The sequence below is a fragment of the Metapseudomonas otitidis genome (assembly GCF_011397855.1).
Classification (GTDB): Bacteria; Pseudomonadota; Gammaproteobacteria; order Pseudomonadales; family Pseudomonadaceae; genus Metapseudomonas; species Metapseudomonas otitidis.
Genome location: NZ_AP022642.1, coordinates 5,761,049 through 5,782,634 on the forward strand (window position 1 = coordinate 5,761,049; position 21,586 = coordinate 5,782,634).

General features: G+C 67.5%; 20 protein-coding genes and 1 tRNA gene. 18 read left to right on the forward strand and 3 right to left on the reverse strand.

All coding sequences use genetic code 11. The features are described 5' to 3' along the window. Positions 1-86: 86 nt before the first annotated feature. The 13 genes from PotMrB4_RS26655 to dctD all read left to right on the forward strand — a co-directional run bounded on the left by PotMrB4_RS26655 (position 87) and on the right by dctD (position 12,109). Positions 87-494, forward strand: a complete 408-nt coding sequence (locus PotMrB4_RS26655) for a response regulator (protein ID WP_268193484.1) — start codon at positions 87-89, stop codon at positions 492-494. A 238-nt stretch (positions 495-732) separates the two neighbouring features. Continuing rightward, complete coding sequence (locus tag PotMrB4_RS26660; protein WP_044405371.1) at positions 733-1,506, forward strand: ABC transporter ATP-binding protein; 774 nt, start codon at positions 733-735, stop codon at positions 1,504-1,506. Positions 1,507-1,524: 18 nt separating this feature from the next. Beyond that, positions 1,525-2,277: an ABC transporter substrate-binding protein gene (locus PotMrB4_RS26665; protein WP_044405369.1), complete on the forward strand. Its 753-nt coding sequence runs from the start codon at positions 1,525-1,527 to the stop codon at positions 2,275-2,277. 56 nt (positions 2,278-2,333) lie between these two features. Then, positions 2,334-3,029, forward strand: coding sequence for an ABC transporter permease (locus PotMrB4_RS26670; protein WP_044405367.1), 696 nt, complete (start codon positions 2,334-2,336; stop codon positions 3,027-3,029). Next, on the forward strand, positions 3,026-3,715 hold the full coding sequence (locus tag PotMrB4_RS26675; RefSeq protein ID WP_074973882.1) for an ABC transporter permease: 690 nt from the start codon (positions 3,026-3,028) through the stop codon (positions 3,713-3,715). Before PotMrB4_RS26670 ends, PotMrB4_RS26675 begins: the two co-directional genes overlap by 4 nt. A 69-nt stretch (positions 3,716-3,784) precedes the next feature. After that, the gene (locus PotMrB4_RS26680) at positions 3,785-5,044 is read left to right on the forward strand and encodes a methyltransferase (protein WP_172434893.1); all 1,260 of its coding nucleotides are present in this window, start codon (positions 3,785-3,787) and stop codon (positions 5,042-5,044) included. A 234-nt stretch (positions 5,045-5,278) separates the two neighbouring features. Beyond that, positions 5,279-5,354: transfer RNA gene (locus tag PotMrB4_RS26685), tRNA-Thr, on the forward strand. A 181-nt stretch (positions 5,355-5,535) separates the two neighbouring features. Beyond that, the gene (gene rfbB, locus PotMrB4_RS26690) at positions 5,536-6,600 is read left to right on the forward strand and encodes a dTDP-glucose 4,6-dehydratase (protein ID WP_172434894.1); all 1,065 of its coding nucleotides are present in this window, start codon (positions 5,536-5,538) and stop codon (positions 6,598-6,600) included. After that, positions 6,597-7,469 carry a glucose-1-phosphate thymidylyltransferase RfbA gene (gene rfbA, locus PotMrB4_RS26695; RefSeq protein WP_172434895.1) on the forward strand — a complete coding sequence of 291 codons (873 nt, stop codon included), beginning with the start codon at positions 6,597-6,599 and terminating at the stop codon, positions 7,467-7,469. Before rfbB ends, rfbA begins: the two co-directional genes overlap by 4 nt. Then, positions 7,466-8,011 carry a dTDP-4-dehydrorhamnose 3,5-epimerase gene (rfbC, locus tag PotMrB4_RS26700; protein ID WP_172434896.1) on the forward strand — a complete coding sequence of 182 codons (546 nt, stop codon included), beginning with the start codon at positions 7,466-7,468 and terminating at the stop codon, positions 8,009-8,011. The genes rfbA and rfbC overlap by 4 nt, the downstream gene beginning before the upstream one ends. Then, positions 8,008-8,874 (forward strand): dTDP-4-dehydrorhamnose reductase, encoded by an 867-nt coding sequence (gene rfbD / locus PotMrB4_RS26705; protein ID WP_172434897.1) that lies wholly within the window; start codon positions 8,008-8,010, stop codon positions 8,872-8,874. The genes rfbC and rfbD overlap by 4 nt, the downstream gene beginning before the upstream one ends. A 47-nt stretch (positions 8,875-8,921) precedes the next feature. Further along, positions 8,922-10,736, forward strand: coding sequence for a sensor histidine kinase (locus PotMrB4_RS26710; RefSeq protein ID WP_172434898.1), 1,815 nt, complete (start codon positions 8,922-8,924; stop codon positions 10,734-10,736). Further along, complete coding sequence (dctD, locus tag PotMrB4_RS26715) at positions 10,733-12,109, forward strand: two-component system response regulator DctD (protein ID WP_172434899.1); 1,377 nt, start codon at positions 10,733-10,735, stop codon at positions 12,107-12,109. Before PotMrB4_RS26710 ends, dctD begins: the two co-directional genes overlap by 4 nt. A gap of 270 nt (positions 12,110-12,379) precedes the next feature. Here dctD and PotMrB4_RS26720 read toward each other — a convergent pair whose 3' ends face one another. Continuing rightward, complete coding sequence (locus PotMrB4_RS26720; RefSeq protein ID WP_160158617.1) at positions 12,380-12,745, reverse strand: DUF5064 family protein; 366 nt, start codon at positions 12,743-12,745, stop codon at positions 12,380-12,382. 375 nt (positions 12,746-13,120) lie between these two features. On the opposite strand from PotMrB4_RS26720, the gene arcD reads away from it, so the two are divergent. The 5 genes from arcD to PotMrB4_RS26745 all read left to right on the forward strand — a co-directional run bounded on the left by arcD (position 13,121) and on the right by PotMrB4_RS26745 (position 20,117). After that, positions 13,121-14,548: an arginine-ornithine antiporter gene (gene arcD / locus PotMrB4_RS26725; RefSeq protein ID WP_107330345.1), complete on the forward strand. Its 1,428-nt coding sequence runs from the start codon at positions 13,121-13,123 to the stop codon at positions 14,546-14,548. Positions 14,549-14,566: 18 nt separating this feature from the next. Continuing rightward, positions 14,567-15,817: an arginine deiminase gene (gene arcA, locus PotMrB4_RS26730; RefSeq protein WP_044405347.1), complete on the forward strand. Its 1,251-nt coding sequence runs from the start codon at positions 14,567-14,569 to the stop codon at positions 15,815-15,817. A gap of 101 nt (positions 15,818-15,918) precedes the next feature. After that, positions 15,919-16,929 carry an ornithine carbamoyltransferase gene (locus PotMrB4_RS26735; RefSeq protein ID WP_074972264.1) on the forward strand — a complete coding sequence of 337 codons (1,011 nt, stop codon included), beginning with the start codon at positions 15,919-15,921 and terminating at the stop codon, positions 16,927-16,929. Between the two features lie 103 nt (positions 16,930-17,032). Beyond that, complete coding sequence (gene arcC, locus PotMrB4_RS26740; RefSeq protein ID WP_044405343.1) at positions 17,033-17,959, forward strand: carbamate kinase; 927 nt, start codon at positions 17,033-17,035, stop codon at positions 17,957-17,959. Positions 17,960-18,212: 253 nt separating this feature from the next. Continuing rightward, positions 18,213-20,117: a beta-ketoacyl synthase gene (locus PotMrB4_RS26745; RefSeq protein ID WP_172434900.1), complete on the forward strand. Its 1,905-nt coding sequence runs from the start codon at positions 18,213-18,215 to the stop codon at positions 20,115-20,117. A 73-nt stretch (positions 20,118-20,190) separates the two neighbouring features. On the opposite strand, the gene cysQ is transcribed toward PotMrB4_RS26745, so the two are convergent. Together cysQ and nudE are read right to left on the reverse strand one after the other, a co-directional pair. Continuing rightward, positions 20,191-21,012 (reverse strand): 3'(2'),5'-bisphosphate nucleotidase CysQ, encoded by an 822-nt coding sequence (cysQ, locus tag PotMrB4_RS26750; RefSeq protein ID WP_172434901.1) that lies wholly within the window; start codon positions 21,010-21,012, stop codon positions 20,191-20,193. Next, positions 21,009-21,575, reverse strand: a complete 567-nt coding sequence (gene nudE, locus PotMrB4_RS26755; RefSeq protein ID WP_044405337.1) for an ADP compounds hydrolase NudE — start codon at positions 21,573-21,575, stop codon at positions 21,009-21,011. The genes cysQ and nudE overlap by 4 nt, the downstream gene beginning before the upstream one ends. Positions 21,576-21,586: the final 11 nt, after the last annotated feature.

The following is a 21,586-nucleotide window of genomic DNA, read 5'->3' on the forward strand; positions in this document are numbered from 1 at the left end:
GACACGGGGGCGCCACGGCGCCAACCGTGCTATATCGCCCAGCCCGGCGCCGGCAAGCGCCCGCCATGAACCCGTCGGAGGTTTCCTTGCCCATAGAAGAACGTCACGCCGATGCCCTCGGGCAGGGCACCCCGCCCCTGGGGCGCGTGCTGGTGGTGGAGGATGCCGAGGTGGTCCGCATGCTCACCGTGGAAGTGCTGGAAGAGCTCGGCTACGAGGCGCTGGAAGCCGGCGACGCGGCACAGGCCCTTGCACTGCTGGAGCATGAGTCGGTGGACCTGCTGCTCACCGATGTCGGCCTGCCCGGGATGAACGGCCAGGAACTGGCGACGCGGGCTTGCACCCTGCACCCGTCATTGCGCGTGCTGTTCGCCACCGGCTACGCCGAATCGATCCGCCCCGACCCCGCCCGCGCCGCCCTCCAGGACGTGATCGCCAAGCCCTTCGGCATCGAGGAACTGCGCGGCAAGGTCAGCGCCCTCCTCGCCCGCTGACCGCGACGGCCTGGCACTGGAATTGCCAGGCGTTTGCGCGTAGGGTGCGCCGCACCCGCTTTTCCAGGCCTTCTTGCGTCCGCGCGACAATCGCCTGCAATGATGCGACAAGCCAGCGAAACCGCCCGGTCACGCCCCGGAAGCGCCCTTGGCGCCCCCTGGGGCCTATGCTAGGTTGCCCCCTCGCCAGGAAGGCCGATCGCAGCCGGAGCGCATCCGAACAATAAGAGGAACCCCCATGGCCGAGGCCACGCCCGCGCTAGAAATCCGCGACCTGCATAAACGCTACGGCGAACTGGAGGTGCTGAAGGGCATTTCCCTGACCGCCCGCGACGGTGACGTCATTTCCATCCTCGGTTCCTCCGGTTCCGGCAAGTCCACCTTCCTGCGCTGCATCAACCTGCTGGAGAACCCGCACAAGGGCCAGATCATCGTGGCCGGCGAGGAACTCAAGCTGAAGGCCGCCCGCTCCGGCGAACTGGTGGCCGCCGACAACCGCCAGATCAATCGCCTGCGCAGCGAGATCGGCTTCGTCTTCCAGAACTTCAACCTCTGGCCGCACATGACGGTCCTCGACAACATCATCGAGGCGCCGCGCCGCGTGCTCGGCCAGAGCAAGGCCGAAGCCACCGAGGTGGCCGAGGCCCTGCTGGCCAAGGTCGGCATCGCCGACAAGCGCCACGCCTACCCCGCCCAGCTCTCCGGCGGCCAGCAGCAGCGCGCGGCCATCGCGCGGACGCTGGCGATGCAGCCTAAAGTGATCCTGTTCGACGAGCCCACCTCGGCCCTCGACCCCGAGATGGTACAAGAAGTGCTTAACGTGATCCGCGCACTCGCCGAAGAGGGCCGGACCATGCTGCTGGTGACCCACGAGATGAACTTCGCCCGCCAGGTGTCCACCGAGGTGGTCTTCCTCCACCAGGGCCTGGTGGAGGAACAGGGTCCGCCGCAGCAGGTGTTCGAAAACCCGACCTCGGCGCGTTGCAAACAATTCATGTCCAGCAATCGCTAAAACACGGAGCAAGTACGCATGAAGAACTACAAGAAGATCCTGCTGGCCGCTGCCGCCACCCTGGCCTTCGGCACCCACGCCGTGGCCGCCGACAAGCTGAAGATCGGCACCGAAGGCGCCTACCCGCCCTTCAACCTGATCGACGCCAGCGGCAAGGTCGGTGGCTTCGACGTCGAGGTCGCCCAGGCCCTGTGCGCCAAGATGAAGGTGGAGTGCGACGTGGTCACCTCCGACTGGGACGGCATCATCCCGGCCCTGAACGCCAAGAAGTTCGACTTCCTCGCCGCCTCGATGTCCATCACCGAGGAACGCAAGCAGGCCGTCGACTTCACCGACGCCTACTACACCAACAAGCTCCAGTTCATCGCCGCCAAGGACGCTGACTTCAAGACCGACAAGGCCAGCCTGAAAGGCAAGGTCATCGGTGCCCAGCGTGCCACCATCGCCGGCACCTGGCTGGAAGACAACATGGCGGACATCGTCGACATCAAGCTCTACGACACCCAGGAGAACGCCTACCTCGACCTGGCCTCCGGGCGCGTCGACGGCGTGCTGGCCGACAAGTTCGTGAACTGGGAATGGCTCAAGAGCGATGCCGGCAAGGGCTTCGAATTCAAGGGCGAGCCGGTGTTCGACAACGACAAGATCGCCATCGCCGTGCGCAAGGGCGACCCCCTGCGCGAGAAGCTGAACGCGGCCCTGAAGGAAATCGTCGCGGACGGCACCTACAAGAAGATCAACGACAAGTACTTCCCTTTCAGCATCTATTGATGCCCGCCTGACCGGCGCCGCCCACGCGGCGCCGGTCCCCAGCAGTAGCCTTGCAGATGAACCTCGACCTCTACGGATTCGGCCCCGCCCTGGCGGCCGGCACCCTCATGACCATCAAGCTGGCGCTCTGCGCGCTGTCGCTCGGTCTGGTGCTGGGTCTGCTCGGTGCGCTGGCCAAGACTTCCCCCAAGAAGCCGCTGCAGTGGCTTGGCGGGACCTACTCCACCCTGGTGCGCGGGGTGCCCGAGCTGCTCTGGGTGCTGCTGATCTACTTCGGCACCGTGAACCTCATGCGCGCCATCGGCGACAAGATCGGCGTGCCCGGTCTGGAGCTGTCGGCCTTCGCCGCCGGTACCATCGCCCTCGGCCTGTGCTTCGGCGCCTACGCCACCGAGGTGTTCCGCGGCGCCATCCTGGCGATCCCCAAGGGGCACCGTGAGGCCGGCCTGGCGCTGGGCCTGTCCAACGGGCGCATCCTCTGGCGCCTGATCCTGCCGCAGATGTGGCGCATCGCCCTGCCGGGCCTGGGCAACCTGTTCATGATCCTGATGAAGGACACCGCGCTGGTCTCGGTGATCGGCCTCGAGGAAATCATGCGCCGTTCGCAGATCGCCGTGACCGCCAGCAAGGAGCCCTTCACCTTCTACCTGGTGGCGGCCTTCATCTACCTGGGCCTGACCGTCCTCGCCATGATCGGCATGCACTGGCTGGAAAAACGCGCCGGACGCGGCTTCAAGAGGAGCGCGGCATGAACTGGGACGTGATCATCAAGTACCTGCCGCGCCTGTTCGACGGGGCGCTGCTGACCCTGGAGCTGGTGGCCATCGCCGTGGTCGCCGGGCTGATCCTGGCGCTGCCCATGGGCATCGCCCGCGCCTCCCGCCACTGGTACGTGCGCGCCCTGCCCTACGGCTACATCTTCTTCTTCCGCGGCACGCCGCTGCTGGTCCAGCTGTTCCTGATCTACTACGGCCTGGCCCAGTTCGAGGCGGTGCGCCACAGCGACCTGTGGCCGTACCTGCGCAGCCCGTTCTGGTGTGCGGTCATCACCATGACCCTGCACACCGCCGCCTACATCGCCGAGATCATCCGCGGGGCCATCCAGGCCATCCCGCCGGGCGAGATCGAAGCGGCGCGGGCCCTGGGCATGTCCCAGGCGAAAACGCTGGTGCACATCATCCTGCCGCGTGCCGCACGCATCGGCCTGCCGGCCTACAGTAACGAAGTGATCCTGATGCTCAAGGCCAGCGCCCTGGCCAGCACGGTGACCCTGCTGGAGCTGACCGGCATGGCGCGCACCATCATCGCCCGCACCTACCTGCCGGTGGAGATCTTCTTCGCCGCCGGGGTGTTCTACCTGGTGATCGCCTTCGTACTGGTCCGCGCCTTCCGCCTGCTGGAGAAATGGCTGCGGGTCGACGCCTGCCAGGGCCGCTGACCCTGAGCGCCGCTCCCACCCGGGAGCGGCGTATACTCCGGCTCCCCGCCATCACCCACGTCCTCCCAGATGCCTCATCCCGCCCCGCTCCAGGGCGCCGAACTGCTGGAACGCTTCCAGGCGCTCGACCGTTTCCTCGTCGACGGGCAGCGCTTCTGGCAACCCGAGCCCTTCACCGAGCCCGTCCTGGCCTGGGAATCCGAGCTTCCCGAACTCGCGGCCTGGCTGCGCAGCCGGACACTGGAACAGGCCGAAGCCGCCCATGGTGAGCTGGACCTGCCCGACGCACCGACGCCCTTCGCCGAACTGGCCGCCACAGCCCGTGCCCTGACCGCACTGCCGCCACTGGACAGCCTGGGCAACGGCGAATGGCCGGCCAAACTGGAACTGGATGTACCCGGGCGCAAGTGGCAGCAGATCCGCGCCTTTGCCGATCACCTCGCCTTCCAGCGCCAACCCCGGCACTGGCTGGACTGGTGCGCCGGCAAGGGCCACCTCGGCCGCGCCCTGGCCTGGCGCCACGGCGAGCTCACAGCCCTGGAGCTGGACCCGCAGCTGGTGGAGGACGGGCAACGCCTGAGTGATCGCGTACCGATCAAGGCCCAGCACCGCCAGCAGGACGTACTGGCACCCGACACGGGCAGTTGCCTGGCCCCGGAACACACCACCGTCGCCCTGCATGCCTGCGGCGACCTGCACGTGCGCCTCATGCAGCTGGCCAGCCAGGCCGGATGCCAACAGCTCGCCATTGCACCCTGCTGCTACAACCGCATCGCCAACGAGGCCTACACCCCGCTCTCCGCCGCCGCACAAGCCAGCAAACTCCACTTGGACCGCCGGGACCTGCGCCTGGTGCAGAGCGAAACCGTCACCGCAGGCGCGCGCGTCCGCCGACAGCGCGACCGCTCCATGGCCCGCCGCCTGGCCTTCGACCACCTGCAGCGGCATCTGCGCGGCAGCGACACCTACCTGACCACGCCCTCCTTGCCGGTCGCCTGGCTGGACAAGCCATTCGACCGGTACTGCCATGACCTGGCAGCCCTTCGCGCGCTCACCATCACCACCGAACCGGATTGGGCAGCGCTGGAAGCCCTCGGCTGGCAGCGCCTGGCCCAGGTACGCAACCTGGAGCTGCTGCGGGCCCTCTACCGGCGGCCCCTGGAATGCTGGCTGCTGCTGGATCGGGCGCTGTACCTGGAGGAGCAGGGCTACCGGGTCAAGGCCGGCCCTTTCTGCGCCCACCACCTGACGCCGCGCAACCTGATGCTCCTGGCCGAACGCGAAAAGTTGCCCACAGAACCTGTGGATAACTCTGTTGATGCTTTCTGAGCAACACCCCGGAACGCCTTCAAGCCGCCACGCCGGTCGAGTCGGTCATTTTCTGGCCAGGTCGGCAAAGCGCCTGTGAAACAGCCACTTGCGGCATTTCCATGAACAGCGTCACAGGTTTGCTGCACGATCGTCCCAGCTTCATGCCTTTTGTGCATAAGCATCGGCCGACATCACGCCCTCCCTCTGAGGGAGGTTTACTCGGCCCAGCCAATCGCTATAATGGCGCCCCTCGCCGGTATAGCTCAGCAGGTAGAGCAACTGACTTGTAATCAGTAGGTCCCGGGTTCGATTCCTGGTGCCGGCACCAATTATCTAAAATCCTCGCACTGCGAGGATTTTTTCTATCAGAGGTTTAATAACTTAGAGCCGTCAATTTACTCTCTGCGAACACATCAACATCCACCCAAGGGACTCGGAAGGCCCCGCACATTCAACGACCATTCCTGTTCGCGGCCCACGCCCCCAACGTTAATCATCTGGTCCAAGATATGCGCATTCTTATCACCGGCGGAGCCGGTTTCATCGGTTCGGCTCTCGTCCGACACCTGCTGAACGAGACGGACCATGAAGTCCTCAACCTCGACAGACTGACCTACGCCGGCAACCTGGAATCGCTGGTCAGCATCGAAGGCCATCCCCGTTACCGCTTCCTCAAGGCCGATATCGCCGACAGCGAGGCAGTAAGCAATGCACTGGCCCAGTTCCAGCCGGACGCCATCATGCACCTGGCCGCCGAGTCCCATGTGGACCGCTCCATCGACGGCCCGGCGGCCTTCATCCAGACCAACATCGTCGGCACCTATGCCCTGCTGGAAAGCACCCGCGCCTACTGGTCGTCCCTGGACGCCGAGCGCAAGGCAGCCTTCCGCTTCCACCACATTTCCACCGACGAGGTGTATGGCGACCTGCATGGCGTGGACGACCTGTTCACCGAGACCACGCCCTACGCCCCCAGCTCGCCCTACTCCGCGAGCAAGGCCGCGTCCGACCACCTGGTCCGTGCCTGGCACCGCACCTATGGCCTGCCGGTGCTGCTGACCAACTGCTCGAACAACTACGGCCCCTATCACTTCCCCGAGAAGCTGATCCCGCTGATGATCCTCAACGCCCTCGAAGGCAAGCCGCTGCCGGTCTATGGCGATGGCCTGCAAGTGCGCGACTGGCTGTTCGTGGAGGATCACGCCCGCGCCCTGGTGGAGGTGGTGACCCGTGGCCAGGTGGGCGAGACCTACAACATCGGCGGCCACAACGAGCAGAAGAACATCGGGGTGGTGCGCGGCATCTGCGCCCTGCTGGAAGAGCTGGCCCCGGCCAAGCCCGCCGGCATCGCCCGTTTCGAGGACCTGATCACCCACGTCAAGGACCGCCCGGGCCACGACCTGCGCTACGCCATCGACGCCGGCAAGATCGAGCGCGAACTGGGCTGGAAACCCCAGGAGACCTTCCACAGCGGCCTGCGCAAGACCGTTCAGTGGTACCTCGACAATCTGGAATGGTGCCGCCACGTACAGGACGGCAGCTATCAACGCGAACGGCTGGGAGCCCACGCATGAAAGGCATCATCCTCGCGGGGGGCTCAGGCACCCGTCTGCACCCCATCACCCTCGGCGTGTCCAAGCAGCTGCTGCCGATCTACGACAAGCCGATGATCTACTACCCCCTCTCGGTGCTGATGCTCGCCGGCATCCGCGAGATCCTGGTGATCTCCACCCCCCAGGACCTGCCGCAGTACCGCAACCTGCTGGGCGATGGCAGCGCCTTCGGCGTCAGCCTCCATTACGCCGAACAGCCCTCGCCCGATGGCCTGGCCCAGGCCTTCCTGATCGGCGAGGATTTCATCGGCGACGACTCGGTGTGCCTGATCCTCGGCGACAACATCTTCCACGGCCAGCACTTCACCGAAAAGCTCAAGCGCGCGGCCAGTGGCGCCAAAGGCGCGACCGTGTTCGGCTACTGGGTCAACGACCCGGAGCGCTTCGGCGTCGTCGAGTTCGATGCGCAAGGCCAGGCCCTTTCCATCGAGGAGAAGCCTGCCAAGCCCAAGTCCAGCTATGCCGTTACCGGGCTGTACTTCTACGACAGCGACGTGATCCGGATCGCCAAGGCCGTGAAGCCCTCGCCGCGTGGTGAACTGGAGATCACCGACATCAACAATGCCTACCTCGCACGCGGTGATCTGCGGGTGGAAAAACTCGGTCGCGGCTTCGCCTGGCTCGACACCGGCACCCACGACAGCCTGCTGGAAGCCGCCCAGTACGTGCAGACCATCGAGCACCGCCAGGGGCTCAAGGTGGCCTGCCTGGAAGAGATCGCCTACCAGAACGGCTGGATCGACAAGACGCTGCTGCTGGAGCGGGCCAAGGCCTTCGGCAAGACCGGCTACGGCCAGTACCTCTTCAAGCTGGCGGGAGAACAGGCATGAACGTCATCAAGACCGACCTGCCGGACGTACTGATCCTCGAACCCCGCGTCTTCGGCGACGAGCGCGGCTTCTTCATGGAAAGCTTCAACGCCCGCTCCTTCGAAGAGGCCACAGGCCTCAAGCGGGACTTCGTGCAGGACAACCACTCCCGCTCGCAGAAGGGCGTGCTGCGCGGCCTGCATTACCAACTGCAGCAGCCCCAGGGCAAGCTGGTGCGGGTCACAGCAGGTGAGGTATGGGATATCACCGTCGACATCCGCCGCAGCTCGCCCACTTTCGGCCGCTGGGCCGGTGTGCACCTGTCCGCCGAGAACAAGCGCCAGCTCTGGGTTCCGGAAGGCTTCGCCCACGGTTTCGTGGTGCTCAGCGAGTTCGCCGAGTTCCTCTACAAGACTACCGACTACTACGCCCCGGCCCATGAACGCTGCATCCGCTGGGATGACCCGACGCTCGCCATCGACTGGCAACTGGGCGAAGCCCCCCAGCTCTCCGCCAAGGACCAGGCCGGCGTGCGCCTGGAAGACGCCGAGGTGTTCCCGTGAAGATCATCGTCACCGGGCATAGCGGCCAGGTCGCCCGTGAACTGGCACTGGCCCTCGCCGGCCAGGGCGAACTGCTGGTTTTGGGCCGCGACCGTCTCGATCTTGCCGACAGCGAGGCCATCCGCCAGCGGGTCCGTGCCGAGCGCCCGGAGCTGATCATCAACGCCGCCGCCCACACCGCCGTGGACCAGGCCGAGAGCGAGCCCGAGGCCGCCTTCGCCCTCAACGCCACCGCCCCCGGCGTGCTGGCCGAAGAGGCCGCAGCCCTGGGCGCGCCGCTGATCCACTACTCCACCGACTACGTCTTCGATGGCCGCAAGACTGCGCCCTACACCGAGGACGACCGACCCAACCCGCTGGGCGTCTATGGCCGCAGCAAGCTGGCCGGGGAAGAGGCGATCCGCGCGGTGGGCGGTGCACACCTGATCCTGCGCACCAGCTGGGTCTACTCCCTGCACGGGCGCAACTTCCTGCTCACCATGCAGCGCCTGCTGCAGGAGCGCGAACAGCTGAACGTGGTGGACGACCAGGTCGGCGCACCCACCTGGTCCGGCGACATCGCCACCGCCACCGTTGCCCTGATCCAGCGCTGGCAACAAGGCCGCCAGGCCTGGGGCACCTACCACTTCACGGCCGGCGGCGAGACCTCATGGTTCGGTTTCGCCAGCGCCATCGCCGAGACGCTCAAGACCCAAGGCAAGCCCTGCGCCCGCCTGGAGCCCATCCCCAGCAGCGCCTACCCGACGCCCGCCCAACGGCCGCTCAACTCGCGGCTGGACGGCAGCAAGCTGCGGCGCGACTGGGACGTCGCCCTGCCCGGCTGGCGCCAGGGGCTGGAGGCGTGCCTGCGCCACCCTCGCTGAGCCCGCCGGTGTCATAATGCGCCCCACCCCGGGCGCATCCTGACACCATGACCGCGAACACCCTCCCCTACCGACCCCGCTGGCGCAGCCTCGTGCTGCTGGCACTGGTGCTCGCGCCCCTGCTCTGGCCCGCGCACCACCTGGCCGACCGCTACTACAACCGCACCCTGGCCGAGCAGAACCGGCAGACCCTCGACCTCTACGTCGCCAACCTGCTGGGCACCCTGCGCCGCTTCGAGGTGCTGCCGCCGATCCTCGCCGACCTCCCGGCCCTGCGCGAACAACTGGCCGCCCCCCAGGACAAGGCCCGCCTGGACGCCGCCAATCGCCTGCTGAGTGAGGTGCGCGAGGAAACCGGGGCCGACGTCATCTACCTGATGAACCCAGAAGGCCGCACCCTCAGCTCCTCCAACTGGGACAAGGCCGACAGCTTCGTCGGCCGCGACTTCTCCTTCCGCCCCTACTTCCGCGAAGCCCTGCAGGGCCGCCAGGGGCGCTTCTTCGGCCTGGGCACCACCTCCGGCAAGCGCGGCTACTTCTACGCCAGCCCGGTGCAGGAGCAGGGCCGGGTGATCGGCATCCTGGTGGTCAAGGTCGACCTGGACGACGCCGAAACCCTCTGGGGCAACACACCCGAGCAACTGATGGTCACCGACGGCAACGGCGTCGCCATCATCACCTCCCGCCCCCAGTGGCGCTTCCACGCCACCCGCGAGCTGGACGCCGCCGAGCGCGCCGCCATCGCCGCCAACCAGCCCTACCCGACCCAGGTGCCAGAGCCCCTGCGCCTGCGCAGCCAGGACTGGATCACCCAGAGCCGCGAACTGCAGGAAACCGGCTGGACCGTCAGCATCCTCGCCCCGCGCCTGCTGATCGACCGCCAGGTGCGCACCACCGACGCCATCGTCGCCGCCACCCTGCTCGCCCTGCTGCTGCTCATCGGCCTGATGATGCAGCGCCGCCGGCACTACCTCGACCGCATCGCCCTCGACGCCCGCGCCCGCCAGGAGCTGGAAGCCCGCGTGCAGGAGCGCACCCGCGACCTGGAGGCCCTGAACAACCGCCTCAAGGACGAAGTGCTCGAACGCGAGCAGGCCCAGCAGGAACTGGTGCGCGCCCAGGACGAACTGGTGCAGTCCGGCAAGCTCTCCGCCCTCGGCACCATGTCCGCCAGCATCAGCCACGAGCTCAACCAGCCCCTGGCGGCCATCCGCAGCTACGCCGACAACGCCGTGGTGCTGCTCGACCACCAGCGCCACGACGACGCCCGCGCCAACCTCAACCTGATCAGCGAACTGACCGGGCGCATGGCCTCGATCATCGCCCACCTGCGCGCCTTTGCCCGGCGCGACCGCCACGCCCCCGAGAGCGTCGCCCTGCAGCCGGCGGTGGACGACGCCCTCGCCCTGCTGGCCAAGCGCCGCCGCGCCATGGACGTGGAACTGGTCCGCGACCTGCCCGAGGCCCAGCTCTGGGTACAGGCCGGCGAAACCCGCCTGCGCCAGGTGCTGGGCAACCTCCTGGCCAACGCCCTAGACGCCCTGGGCGAAAAGCCCCAGCCACGGCGCATCTGGATCAGCACCGCCGCCCCCGAACCCGGCATCGTCGAACTGCACCTGCGGGACAACGGCCCCGGCTTCAGCGCCGAGGCCCTGCAACGGGCCCGTGAACCCTTCTTCACCACCAAGACCAGCGCCCAGGGCCTGGGGCTCGGCCTGGCCATCTGCGACAGCCTCATGCGCGCCCTGGGTGGCGAGCTGCTGTTCGACAACCACCCCGAAGGGGGCGCCCTGCTGACCCTGCGCCTGCGCACCGCCGTACCCGGCGCCAACCCCCTGTCGCCCGAGGACATCGCCTCATGACCGTACCCCTCGACCCCACCGTCCAGGTCCTGCTGATCGACGACGACCCGCACCTGCGCCAGGCCCTCAGCCAGACCCTCGACCTGGCCGGCCTCAAGGTCGCCAGCCTGGGGGATGCCAAGGGCGTCGCCGACACCCTCGACCCCGACTGGCCCGGCGTGGTGGTCAGCGACATCCGCATGCCCGGCATCGACGGCCTCGAGTTGCTGCGCCAGCTCCACGCCCGCGACCCGCAGTTGCCGGTGCTGCTGATCACCGGCCACGGCGACGTGCCCCTGGCCGTGCAGGCCATGCGCGCCGGCGCCTACGACTTCCTGGAGAAGCCCTTCGCCAGCGACGACCTGCTGGACAGCGTGCGCCGCGCCCTCGACCTGCGCCGCCTGGTGCTGGAGAACCGCAGCCTGCGCCTGGCCCTCTCCGACCGGCAGCAGCTCAGCGCCCGCATCATCGGCCAGTCCGCCGCCAGCCAGCGCCTGCGCGACCAGGTCGGCGCCCTCGCCGCCACCCAGGCCGACGTGCTGATCCTCGGCGAGACCGGGGCCGGCAAGGAGGTGGTCGCCCGCGCCCTGCACGACCTGTCGAGCCGGCGCGACGGCCCCTTCGTCGCCATCAACGCCGGCGCCCTGGCCGAATCGGTGGTGGAAAGCGAGCTGTTCGGCCACGAGCAAGGCGCCTTCACCGGCGCCACCAAGCGCCGCATCGGCAAGTTCGAGTACGCCAACGGTGGCACGCTGTTCCTCGACGAGATCGAGAGCATGAGCCCCGATGTCCAGGTCAAGCTGCTGCGCCTGCTGCAGGAGCGGGTGGTGGAGCGCCTCGGGGCCAACCAGCTGATCCCGCTGGACATCCGCATCATCGCCGCCACCAAGGAAGACCTGCGCCAGGCCGCCGACCAGGGCCGCTTCCGCGCCGACCTCTACTACCGTCTCAACGTCGCCAGCCTGCGCATCCCGCCGCTGCGCGAGCGGGGCGAAGACATCCTCCTGCTGTTCCGCCACTTCGCCGAAGCCGCCTCGGCCCGCCACGGCGGCCAGCCGCGCCCGCTGGACGCCGGCCAGCGCGCCACCCTGCTGGCCCACAACTGGCCGGGCAACGTGCGCGAACTGCAGAACGCCGCGGAACGCTTCGCCCTGGGCCTGGACCTGGCGCTGGACAACAGCGCGCCGGAGGTGCCCCTCAGCGGAGGCGGCCTCAGCGAACAGGTGGAAGCCTTCGAGAAGGCCCTGATCCAGGCCGAGCTGGCCAACCCCCACAGCTCCATGCGCAGCCTGGCGGAAGCCCTCGGCCTGCCGCGCAAGACTCTCTCGGACAAGCTGCGCAAGCACAACCTGGCCTTCATCGGCGGAAATCCGAACGACGACGGCGAAAGCTAGGCGGAAAACCGCCCAGCGCCACACGCGCTCTGCAGCCACAGGGCACGCCGGGCAAGGGTTTCAGCCATGGAATGGGCCTGGCACAGCCCTTGCTCAGTCGCACGTGCCCGGCACGCGCCGGGCCTGGGCACCCGCCACCGGCCGGCGCCCGCCCGCAACGGCCACAAGCCGCCAGCGGGTCACTCCCTCGATCGGCTGCCCTGCAGCCAGGCGCCGGGCCACACGCCTGCCGTCACCGGTGAAGAGCCCGGCCATCCGCCGGGCTCTTCGTCACTCCTCCCGCTCCCGCAGGAATCGCTCCAGGTCCACCGGCGTCCCCGGTGCCGCGTGGAGCTGCGCGCGAAGGTCATCGAACACCCGCACGTAGTCCCGGTGATGGGCCAGGGGTTCGAGCGCGCCCGGTGCCAGGCCGTGCCGTCGCAGGCAGCGGCAGGTGCGGTGGAGGAAGTTGTAGGCAACGTCGCGGTGCAGGCGGAAGCGATCCTGGAAGGGCTGGCCACTGACCTCACCGACCAGGTCGAAGTGCACATAGGGGCCGTCGTCGTCCTGACGCAGTGCGTAGTCCAGGTCGAAGCGATAGGCCGGGAACGCGCCCAGCGCCTCGCTGCGGATATCCAGGTGTCCGGGGCGGAACATCATTCACCTCCACCGATGTCGAGAAGTCGGGGGTATGCCCTGTCCCTGGGCCTGCTTATAGCGGAACGCAATTACCGCCTCGCAGCGTCATTCCCTTCGGCAGCAAGGCGAAACCGCTCACCCGCGCCGTCACCAATCCCCGCAACTTGAATTGAAATGAAAACCGTCTAGCTTGAATCGGACGCTGCTCCAGGGAAGGCCAAAAGCCCCGCCAATCGCGGCTCGCAGTCCTTCATGGAAAGCTGTCGAGCTGTTCAGGTTTTCTGTCGGAAATTGTTCCTCGCACATCGTTAGCTGGCTATTGACCCACGTCATCACTCTTCCATGAAAGGAAGAGCCAACTAAGCACAGTTCCTACTCGAATGGAGGTGCAAGATGTCAGACTCCACGCACAAACTCCGACTTGGCGCGCTCGTCGCCCTGGTGGTCGGTTCCATGATCGGCGGCGGGATCTTCTCCCTGCCCCAGAACATGGCAGCCAGTGCAGATGCCGGCGCGATCCTCATCGGCTGGGCGATCACCGCCGTCGGCATGCTGACCCTGGCGTTCGTCTTCCAGACCCTGGCCAACCGCAAGCCCGACCTCGACGGCGGCGTCTACGCCTACGCCAAGGCCGGCTTCGGCGACTACATGGGCTTCTCCTCGGCCTGGGGCTACTGGATCAGCGCCTGGCTGGGCAACGTCGGCTACTTCGTCCTGCTGTTCGGCACCCTCGGCTACTTCTTCCCGATCTTCGGCGAGGGCAACACGCCCGCAGCCATCGTCGGCGCCTCGGTGGTGCTCTGGGCGGTGCATTTCCTGGTGCTGCGCGGCATCCGGGAAGCGGCCTTCATCAACCTCGTGACCACCATCGCCAAGGTGGTGCCGCTGTTCCTGTTCATCCTCATCTGCCTGTTCGCCTTCAAGCTGGACATCTTCACCGCTGACATCTGGGGCACCAAGAACCCCGAGTTGGGCAGCGTGATGAACCAGGTGCGCAACATGATGCTGGTCACCGTCTGGGTGTTCATCGGCATCGAAGGCGCGAGCATCTTCTCCGCCCGCGCCGAGAAGCGCAGCGACGTCGGCAAGGCCACCATCCTCGGCTTCGTAATCGTGCTGCTGTTGCTGGTGCTGGTGAACGTGCTGTCCCTCGGCATCATGACCCAGCCGGAACTGGCCCAGCTGAAGAACCCCTCCATGGCGGCCGTGCTGGAGCACGTGGTGGGGCACTGGGGCGCGGTGCTGATCAGCGTCGGCCTGGTGGTCTCGCTGGTGGGGGCGCTGCTGTCCTGGGTGCTGCTGTGTGCGGAGATCCTCTTCGCCGCCGCGAAAGACCACACCATGCCGGAGTTCCTGCGTCGCGAGAACGCCAACCACGTTCCCGCCAACGCGCTCTGGCTGACCAACGCCATGGTGCAGCTGTTCCTCATCGTCACGCTGTTCAACAACAGCACCTATCTGTCGCTGATCTACCTGGCCACCTCGATGATCCTGGTGCCGTACTTCTGGTCCGCCGCCTACGCCGTGCTGCTGCCGCTGCGGGGCGAGACCTACGAGCAGGACGCCAGCGAGCGCGGCAAGGACCTGGCCATCGCCGGCCTCGCCCTGGTCTACGCCACCTGGCTGCTGTACGCCGGCGGCGTGAAGTACCTGCTGCTCTCGGCGCTGCTCTACGCCCCCGGCGCCATCCTCTTCGCCAAGGCCAAGCATGAACTCGGCCAACCGGTATTCACCCCTGTCGAGAAGCTGATCTTCGCCGCCGTCGTCATCGGCGCGCTGGTAGCGGCCTATGGCCTCTACGACGGCTTCCTGACCCTCTGATCCGCAAGGAGACCTGCCATGTCCAACGTCAAACTCGGCGTCCACTCCGAAGCCGGCAAACTGCACAAAGTGATGGTTTGCTCCCCGGGCCTCGCCCACATGCGGCTGACCCCGAACAACTGCGACGAACTGCTGTTCGACGATGTCATCTGGGTCAACCAGGCCAAGCGCGACCACTTCGACTTCGTCACCAAGATGCGCGAGCGCGGCATCGAGGTGCTGGAGATGCACAACCTGCTCACCGACATCGTGCAGAACCCCGAGGCCCTGAAGTGGATCCTCGACCGCAAGATCACCCCCGACCAGGTCGGCGTCGGCCTGGTCAACGAAGTGCGCGCCTGGCTCGAAGAGCAGGAGCCGCGCAAGCTCGCCGAATACCTGATCGGCGGCGTCGCCGGCTCCGACCTGCCGGACAGCGAAGGGGTCAGCGCGATCAAGATGTACCGCGACTACCTGGGCCACTCCAGCTTCATCCTGCCGCCGCTGCCCAACACCCAGTTCACCCGCGACACCACCTGCTGGATCTACGGCGGCGTCACGCTCAACCCCATGTACTGGCCGGCGCGACGCCAGGAAACCCTGCTGACCACCGCCATCTACAAGTTCCACCCGCAGTTCACCGGCGCCGACTTCGAAGTCTGGTACGGCGACCCTGACAAGGACCACGGCATGGCCACCCTCGAAGGCGGCGACGTGATGCCCATCGGCAACGGCGTGGTACTCATCGGCATGGGCGAGCGCACCTCGCGCCAGGCCATCGGCCAACTGGCGCAGTCGCTGTTCAGCAAGGGCGCGGCGCAGAAGATCATCGTCGCCGGCCTGCCCAAGTCCCGCGCCGCCATGCACCTGGACACCGTGTTCACCTTCTGCGACCGCGACCTGGTGACCATCTTCCCGGAAGTGGTGCGCGAGATCGTGCCCTTCATCCTGCGTCCGGACGAGAGCCGCCCCTACGGCATCGACATCCGTCGCGAAGAGAAGCACTTCGTCGACGTGGTCGCCGAGTCCCTCGGCCTCAAGCAACTGCGCGTGGTGCAGACCGGCGGTGACAGCTTCGAGGCCGAGCGCGAGCAATGGGACGACGGCAACAACGTGGTCTGCCTGGAGCCCGGCGTGGTCATCGGCTACGACCGCAACACCTACACCAACACCCAGCTGCGCAAGGCGGGTGTCGAGGTGGTCACCATCAGTGCCAGCGAACTCGGCCGCGGCCGCGGCGGTGGCCACTGCATGACCTGCCCGATCCTGCGCGACCCGATCGACTACTGAGACCAGGCGGCGGCCGTCACCCACGGCCGCCCCCGCCCCGCCGACGCCACGAGCAGTACAGGCGGGGCCCTTCTTCCGACCTGCCCAAAAGGAGAACGACCATGGCCTTCAACATGCACAACCGCAACCTGCTGAGCCTGATGCACCACAGCACCCGCGAGCTGCGCTACTTGCTGGACCTCTCCCGCGACCTCAAGCGCGCCAAGTACACCGGCACCGAGCAGCAGCACCTCAAGCGCAAGAACATCGCGCTGATCTTCGAGAAGACCTCCACCCGCACCCGCTGCGCCTTCGAGGTCGCCGCCTATGACCAGGGCGCCAACGTCACCTATATCGACCCTAATTCCTCGCAGATCGGCCACAAGGAGAGCATGAAGGACACCGCCCGGGTGCTCGGCCGCATGTACGACGCCATCGAGTACCGCGGCTTCCACCAGGACATCGTCGAAGAACTGGCCACCTACGCCGGCGTGCCGGTGTTCAACGGCCTCACCGACGAGTACCACCCGACCCAGATGCTCGCCGACGTGCTGACCATGCGCGAGCACAGCGACAAACCCCTGCACGACATCAGCTACGCCTACCTGGGCGACGCCCGCAACAACATGGGCAACTCCCTGCTGCTGATCGGCGCCAAGCTCGGCATGGACGTGCGCATCGCCGCGCCGAAGGCCCTCTGGCCCAGCGATGAACACGTCGCCGCGTGCAAGAAGTTCGCCGAGGAAAGCGGCGCCCGCATCACCCTCACCGAAGACCCGAAGGAAGCGGTGAAGGGCGTGGACTTCGTCCACACCGACGTGTGGGTCTCCATGGGCGAGCCGGTGGAAGCCTGGGGCGAACGCATCAAGGAGCTGCTGCCCTACCAGGTGAACATGGACATCATGAAGGCCACCGGTAACCCCCGGGCCAAGTTCATGCACTGCCTGCCGGCCTTCCACAACAGCGAGACCAAGGTCGGCAAGCAGATCGCCGAGCAGTATCCGAACCTGAAGAACGGCATCGAAGTCACCGAGGACGTCTTCGAGTCCCCCTACAACATCGCCTTCGAGCAGGCGGAAAACCGCATGCACACCATCAAGGCGATTCTCGTCTCGACCCTCGCCGACATCTGATTCCAGTTCGCCACGGGGCATCCATCCCCGTGGCGCTCAGGACCCTCAGTGATCCCGGGAGGCGGCGGCCAACCGCCCCTCTCACTGCACTAGGAGAACCACCATGCGAATCGTCATCGCGTTGGGCGGCAACGCCCTGCTGCGCCGAGGCGAAGCCATGACCGCCGACAACCAGCGGGACAACGTCCGCGTCGCCTGCGAGCAGATCGCCAAGGTCGCCCCCGGCAACGAGCTGGTGATCGCCCACGGCAACGGCCCGCAAGTGGGCCTGCTGGCCCTCCAGGGCGCCGCCTACGACGCCGCCAACCCCTACCCGCTGGACGTGCTCGGGGCCGAGACCGAGGGCATGATCGGCTACATGATCGAACAGGAGCTGGGCAACCTGCTCCCCGTCGAAGTGCCCTTCGCCACCCTGCTCACCCAGGTGGAAGTGGACCCGGCCGACCCCGCCTTCCAGCACCCCAGCAAGCCCATCGGCCCGGTCTACCCCCGCGAGGACGCCGAGCGCCTGGCCGCTGAAAAAGGCTGGGCCATCGCTCCTGACGGCGACAAGTTCCGCCGCGTGGTCGCCAGCCCCCGGCCCAAGCAAATCTTCGAGATCCGCCCGATCAAGTGGCTGCTGGAGAAAGGCTCGGTGGTCATCTGCGCCGGCGGCGGCGGCATCCCCACGATGTACGAGAACGGCAAGCTCAAGGGTGTCGAGGCGGTCATCGACAAGGACCTCTGCTCCGCCCTGCTGGCCCGCCAGCTGGAGAGCGACCTGCTGGTGATCGCCACCGACGTGGACGCCGCCTACGTCGATTGGGGCAAGCCCACCCAGAAGGCCATCGCCCAGGCCCACCCCGACGAACTGGAGCGCCTCGGCTTCGCCGCCGGCTCCATGGGGCCCAAGGTCCAGGCCGCCTGCGAGTTCGCCCGCGAGACCGGCCGTCCTGCGGTGATCGGTGCCCTGAAGGACATCGAAGCCATCGCCCGGGGCCAGGCCGGCACCCGCGTCAGCACCGCCACCCCCGGCCTCAGCTACCGCTGAAGCCCAGGCCCGGCGCGCCCTCGCGGGCCGCCGGGCGCCTTCTCGGCCGGCAGCACCGGCCGCCCTCCAAGTGACTCGACGGTCATAGGCCGCGTCAGGTATGGCATTCGGTTCGTACGAGCTGCCACCCGGTCCGTGACCGGGCCCCGACCTCGCACCCCTGGCCAGCCGCTCCTGCGGTCTCCTTGGCCCGTCTTCACCGCGTCGTCACCGGGCCCTGCCACGCCATGGTCATTTGAGGAGTGTTCCAGTCATGTCCCGACTTCCGGTCATCGTTGGTTTTGGCGGCTACAACGCGGCAGGACGCAGTTCCTTCCACCACGGATTCCGCCGCACCGTGATCGAGAGCCTCGATGCCGCCACCCGCCAGGAAACCCTGGCCGGCCTCGCCGTGATGACCAAGCTGGTGACCGTGGTCGACGGCCAGTACCTGGACGCCGACGGCAAGCCCCTGGACCTGCCCGCCATCGAAGCCCGCTACGGCGAGCGCGTGCTGGCCTCCACCCTGGTGCGCCGCATCGAGAAGAGCTTCCTCGACGTGGACGCCGCGCCCTGGCAGAAAAGCATCGGCGTGACCCCCGAGGACGGCGCCCGCATCACCTTCATCACCTCGCGCAAGCAGCTGCCCGAGCCCCTGCCGGCCAGCTGGAGCGTGGAAACCCTGGATAGCGGCGAGGTGCGCGTCACCCTCGGCGGCACCAGCGAATTCAAGGTCGAGAGCTTCCGCGCGCTGCCGGTGAAATCCGCCGGCCAGCTGCCCAGCGGCTTCGAGCCCGGCGAGCTGTACAACTCCCGCTTCCACCCCCGCGGCCTGCAGCTGTCGGTGGTGGCCGCCACCGACGCCATCCGCTCCATCGGCCTGCCCTGGCAGCAGATCGTCGACCAGGTGCAGCCCGACGAGATCGCCGTGTTCTCCGGCAGCATCATGAGCCAGCTCGACGAGAACGGCTTCGGCGGCCTCATGCAGTCGCGCCTCAAGGGTGGCCGCGTCACCGCCAAGCAGCTGCCCCTGGGCCTGAACACCATGCCCGCCGACTTCATCAACGCCTACGTGCTGGGCAGCGTCGGCACCACCGGCAGCGTCACCGGCGCCTGCGCCACCTTCCTCTACAACCTGCAGAAGGCCATCGAGCAGATCACCAGCGGCCGCGCCCGCGTCGCCCTGGTGGGCAACGCCGAAGCACCGATCAACCAGGAATGCATCGACGGCTACGGCGCCATGGGCGCCCTGGCCACCGAAGACGGCCTGCGCCAGGTCGGCGGCCGCGACGACGTGGACTTCCGCCGCGCCAGCCGCCCGTTCGGCGAGAACTGCGGCTTCACCCTGGCCGAATCCAGCCAGTACGTGGTGCTGATGGATGATGAACTGGCCCTGCAGCTGGGCGCCGACATCCACGGCGCCGTCACCGACGTGTTCATCAACGCCGACGGCTTCAAGAAATCCATCTCCGCCCCCGGCCCGGGCAACTACCTGACCCTGGCCAAGGCCGTGGCCAGCGCCACCCAGCTGTTCGGCAGCGACGCCGTGCGCCAGCGCAGCTTCGTCCACGCCCACGGCTCCAGCACCCCGGCCAACCGCGTCACCGAATCCGAGCTGCTGGACCGCGTGGCCGGCGCCTTCGGCATCGACAACTGGCCGCTGACCGCCGTGAAGGCCTTCGTCGGCCACTCCCTCGCCGCCGCCAGCGGCGACCAGCTGATCTCCGCCCTCGGCACCTTCCGCTACGGCATCCTGCCGGGCATCAAGACCATCGACCGGGTCGCCGACGACGTCCACCAGCAGCGCCTGGCCATCCCCCTGGCCGACCAGCGCGACCGGGCTAACCTGGACATCTGCTTCATCAACTCCAAGGGCTTCGGCGGCAACAACGCCACCGGCGTGGTGATCAGCCCGCGCCTGGCCGAGCGCATGCTGCACAAGCGCCACGGCGCCGACGCCTTCGCCGCCTACCTGGACAAGCGCGAGGCCACCCGCGCCGCCGCCCGCGACTACGACGCCCGCGCCCTGATGGGCGAGCTGGACATCATCTACAACTTCGGCAACGACCTGATCGACGACCGCGAGCTGGAAGTCTCCACAGACGGCGTGAAGGTCCCCGGCTTCGCCCGCCCGCTGCTCTACGCCCGCGACGAACGCTTCAGCGACATGCTCGATTGATCCTGACTGACTGAACTGAGCCTGGTGGGCTTTGGCGGAACACCACCCGGCCCACCCGGTTCAGGGAGCCGGCTCACGCCAGCTCGCGGGCCAGCGCCAGCAGTTCGCCGCGCCATGCGGCCTGCGCCGGCAGGGCCAGGAAGGAGGGATTGAGGAAGGATTCCCGCGCCCCGTAGCCCAGCGGCGCACCCGCCAGGTCCAGCACCTCGCCACCGGCCCCCTCCAGCACGCCCTGGGCCGCTGCCGTGTCCCACTGGGACGTCGGCGCCAGGCGCGGGTAGCAATCCGCCGCCCCCTCGGCCAGCAGGCAGAATTTCAGGGAGCTGCCGATGTTGGCCAGCGAGAGTTCGCCGAAACGCTCGCCGAGCCCCGCCAGCAGGCGCTCCTGGGCCGGGCTTGAGTGGCGCTTGCTGGCCACCAGGGTGAAAGCCTCGGCCGGCTGCGGGCGCACGCGGATGGCATGGGCCACACCGCCGACATCCTGCTGCCAGGCCCCCAAGCCGGCGCCACCGTAGTAGCGACGGCCGCTGGCCGGGATGCCGACCACGCCGAACACCACGCGACCCTGTTCGATCAGCGCGACGTTGACGGTGAATTCATCGGACCCGGCGATGAACTCCTTGGTGCCGTCCAGCGGGTCCACCAGCCACCAGCACTGCCACCCCGCGCGGGTTTCCAGGGGGATGTCGGCGGCCTCTTCAGAGAGCACCGGGATCTCCGGCGCCAGCGCCGTCAGGCCCTCCACCAGCACGCGGTGGGCGGCCAGGTCGGCGGCGGTGACGGGGGAGGCATCGGCCTTTTCCTCAACGGCCAGTTCGGCACGCCAGAACGGCAGGATGGCGTGACCGGCGCGGTCCACCAGATCGAGGACAGCGGGCAGCAAAGGGTGGCTCATGCAGGGAATTCTCCACGGCGGGTCAACAGGTCTCGGGCAAGGTACAGCGCCGCCAGGGCGCGCCCCTCGCTGAATTGCGGATGTTCGTTGAGGGTGATGAGGTCATGCAGGCTGGCCTGCTCCACCCGCAGCGGCTCGGGCTCGTCGCCCGGCAGGCGCTCCTCGTAGAGGTCGCGGGCCAGCACCACCTGGATCTTCTGGCTCATGTAGCCGGGGGACAGCGACAGCTCGGTGAGCAGCTCCAGGCGGCGGGCGCCGAAGCCCGCCTCTTCCTTCAGCTCGCGGTTGGCGGCTTCCAGCACGTCCTCGCCGGGCTCCACCAGGCCCTTGGGCAGGGACAGCTGGTAGTCGTCGGTGCCGGCGCAGTACTCCTCCACCAGCAGCACGTGCTCCGGATCGGGCAGCGCCACCACCATCACCGCGCCATAGCCGGAGCCCTTGCCCACCAGGCGTTCATAGGTGCGTTCCACGCCGTTGGCGAAGCGCAACTGGAGCTCCTCGACGCTGAACAGGCGGCTGCTGGCAACGATCTCGCGGGCCAGCACGGTGGGCTTCTGACGCATGACGAACTCCT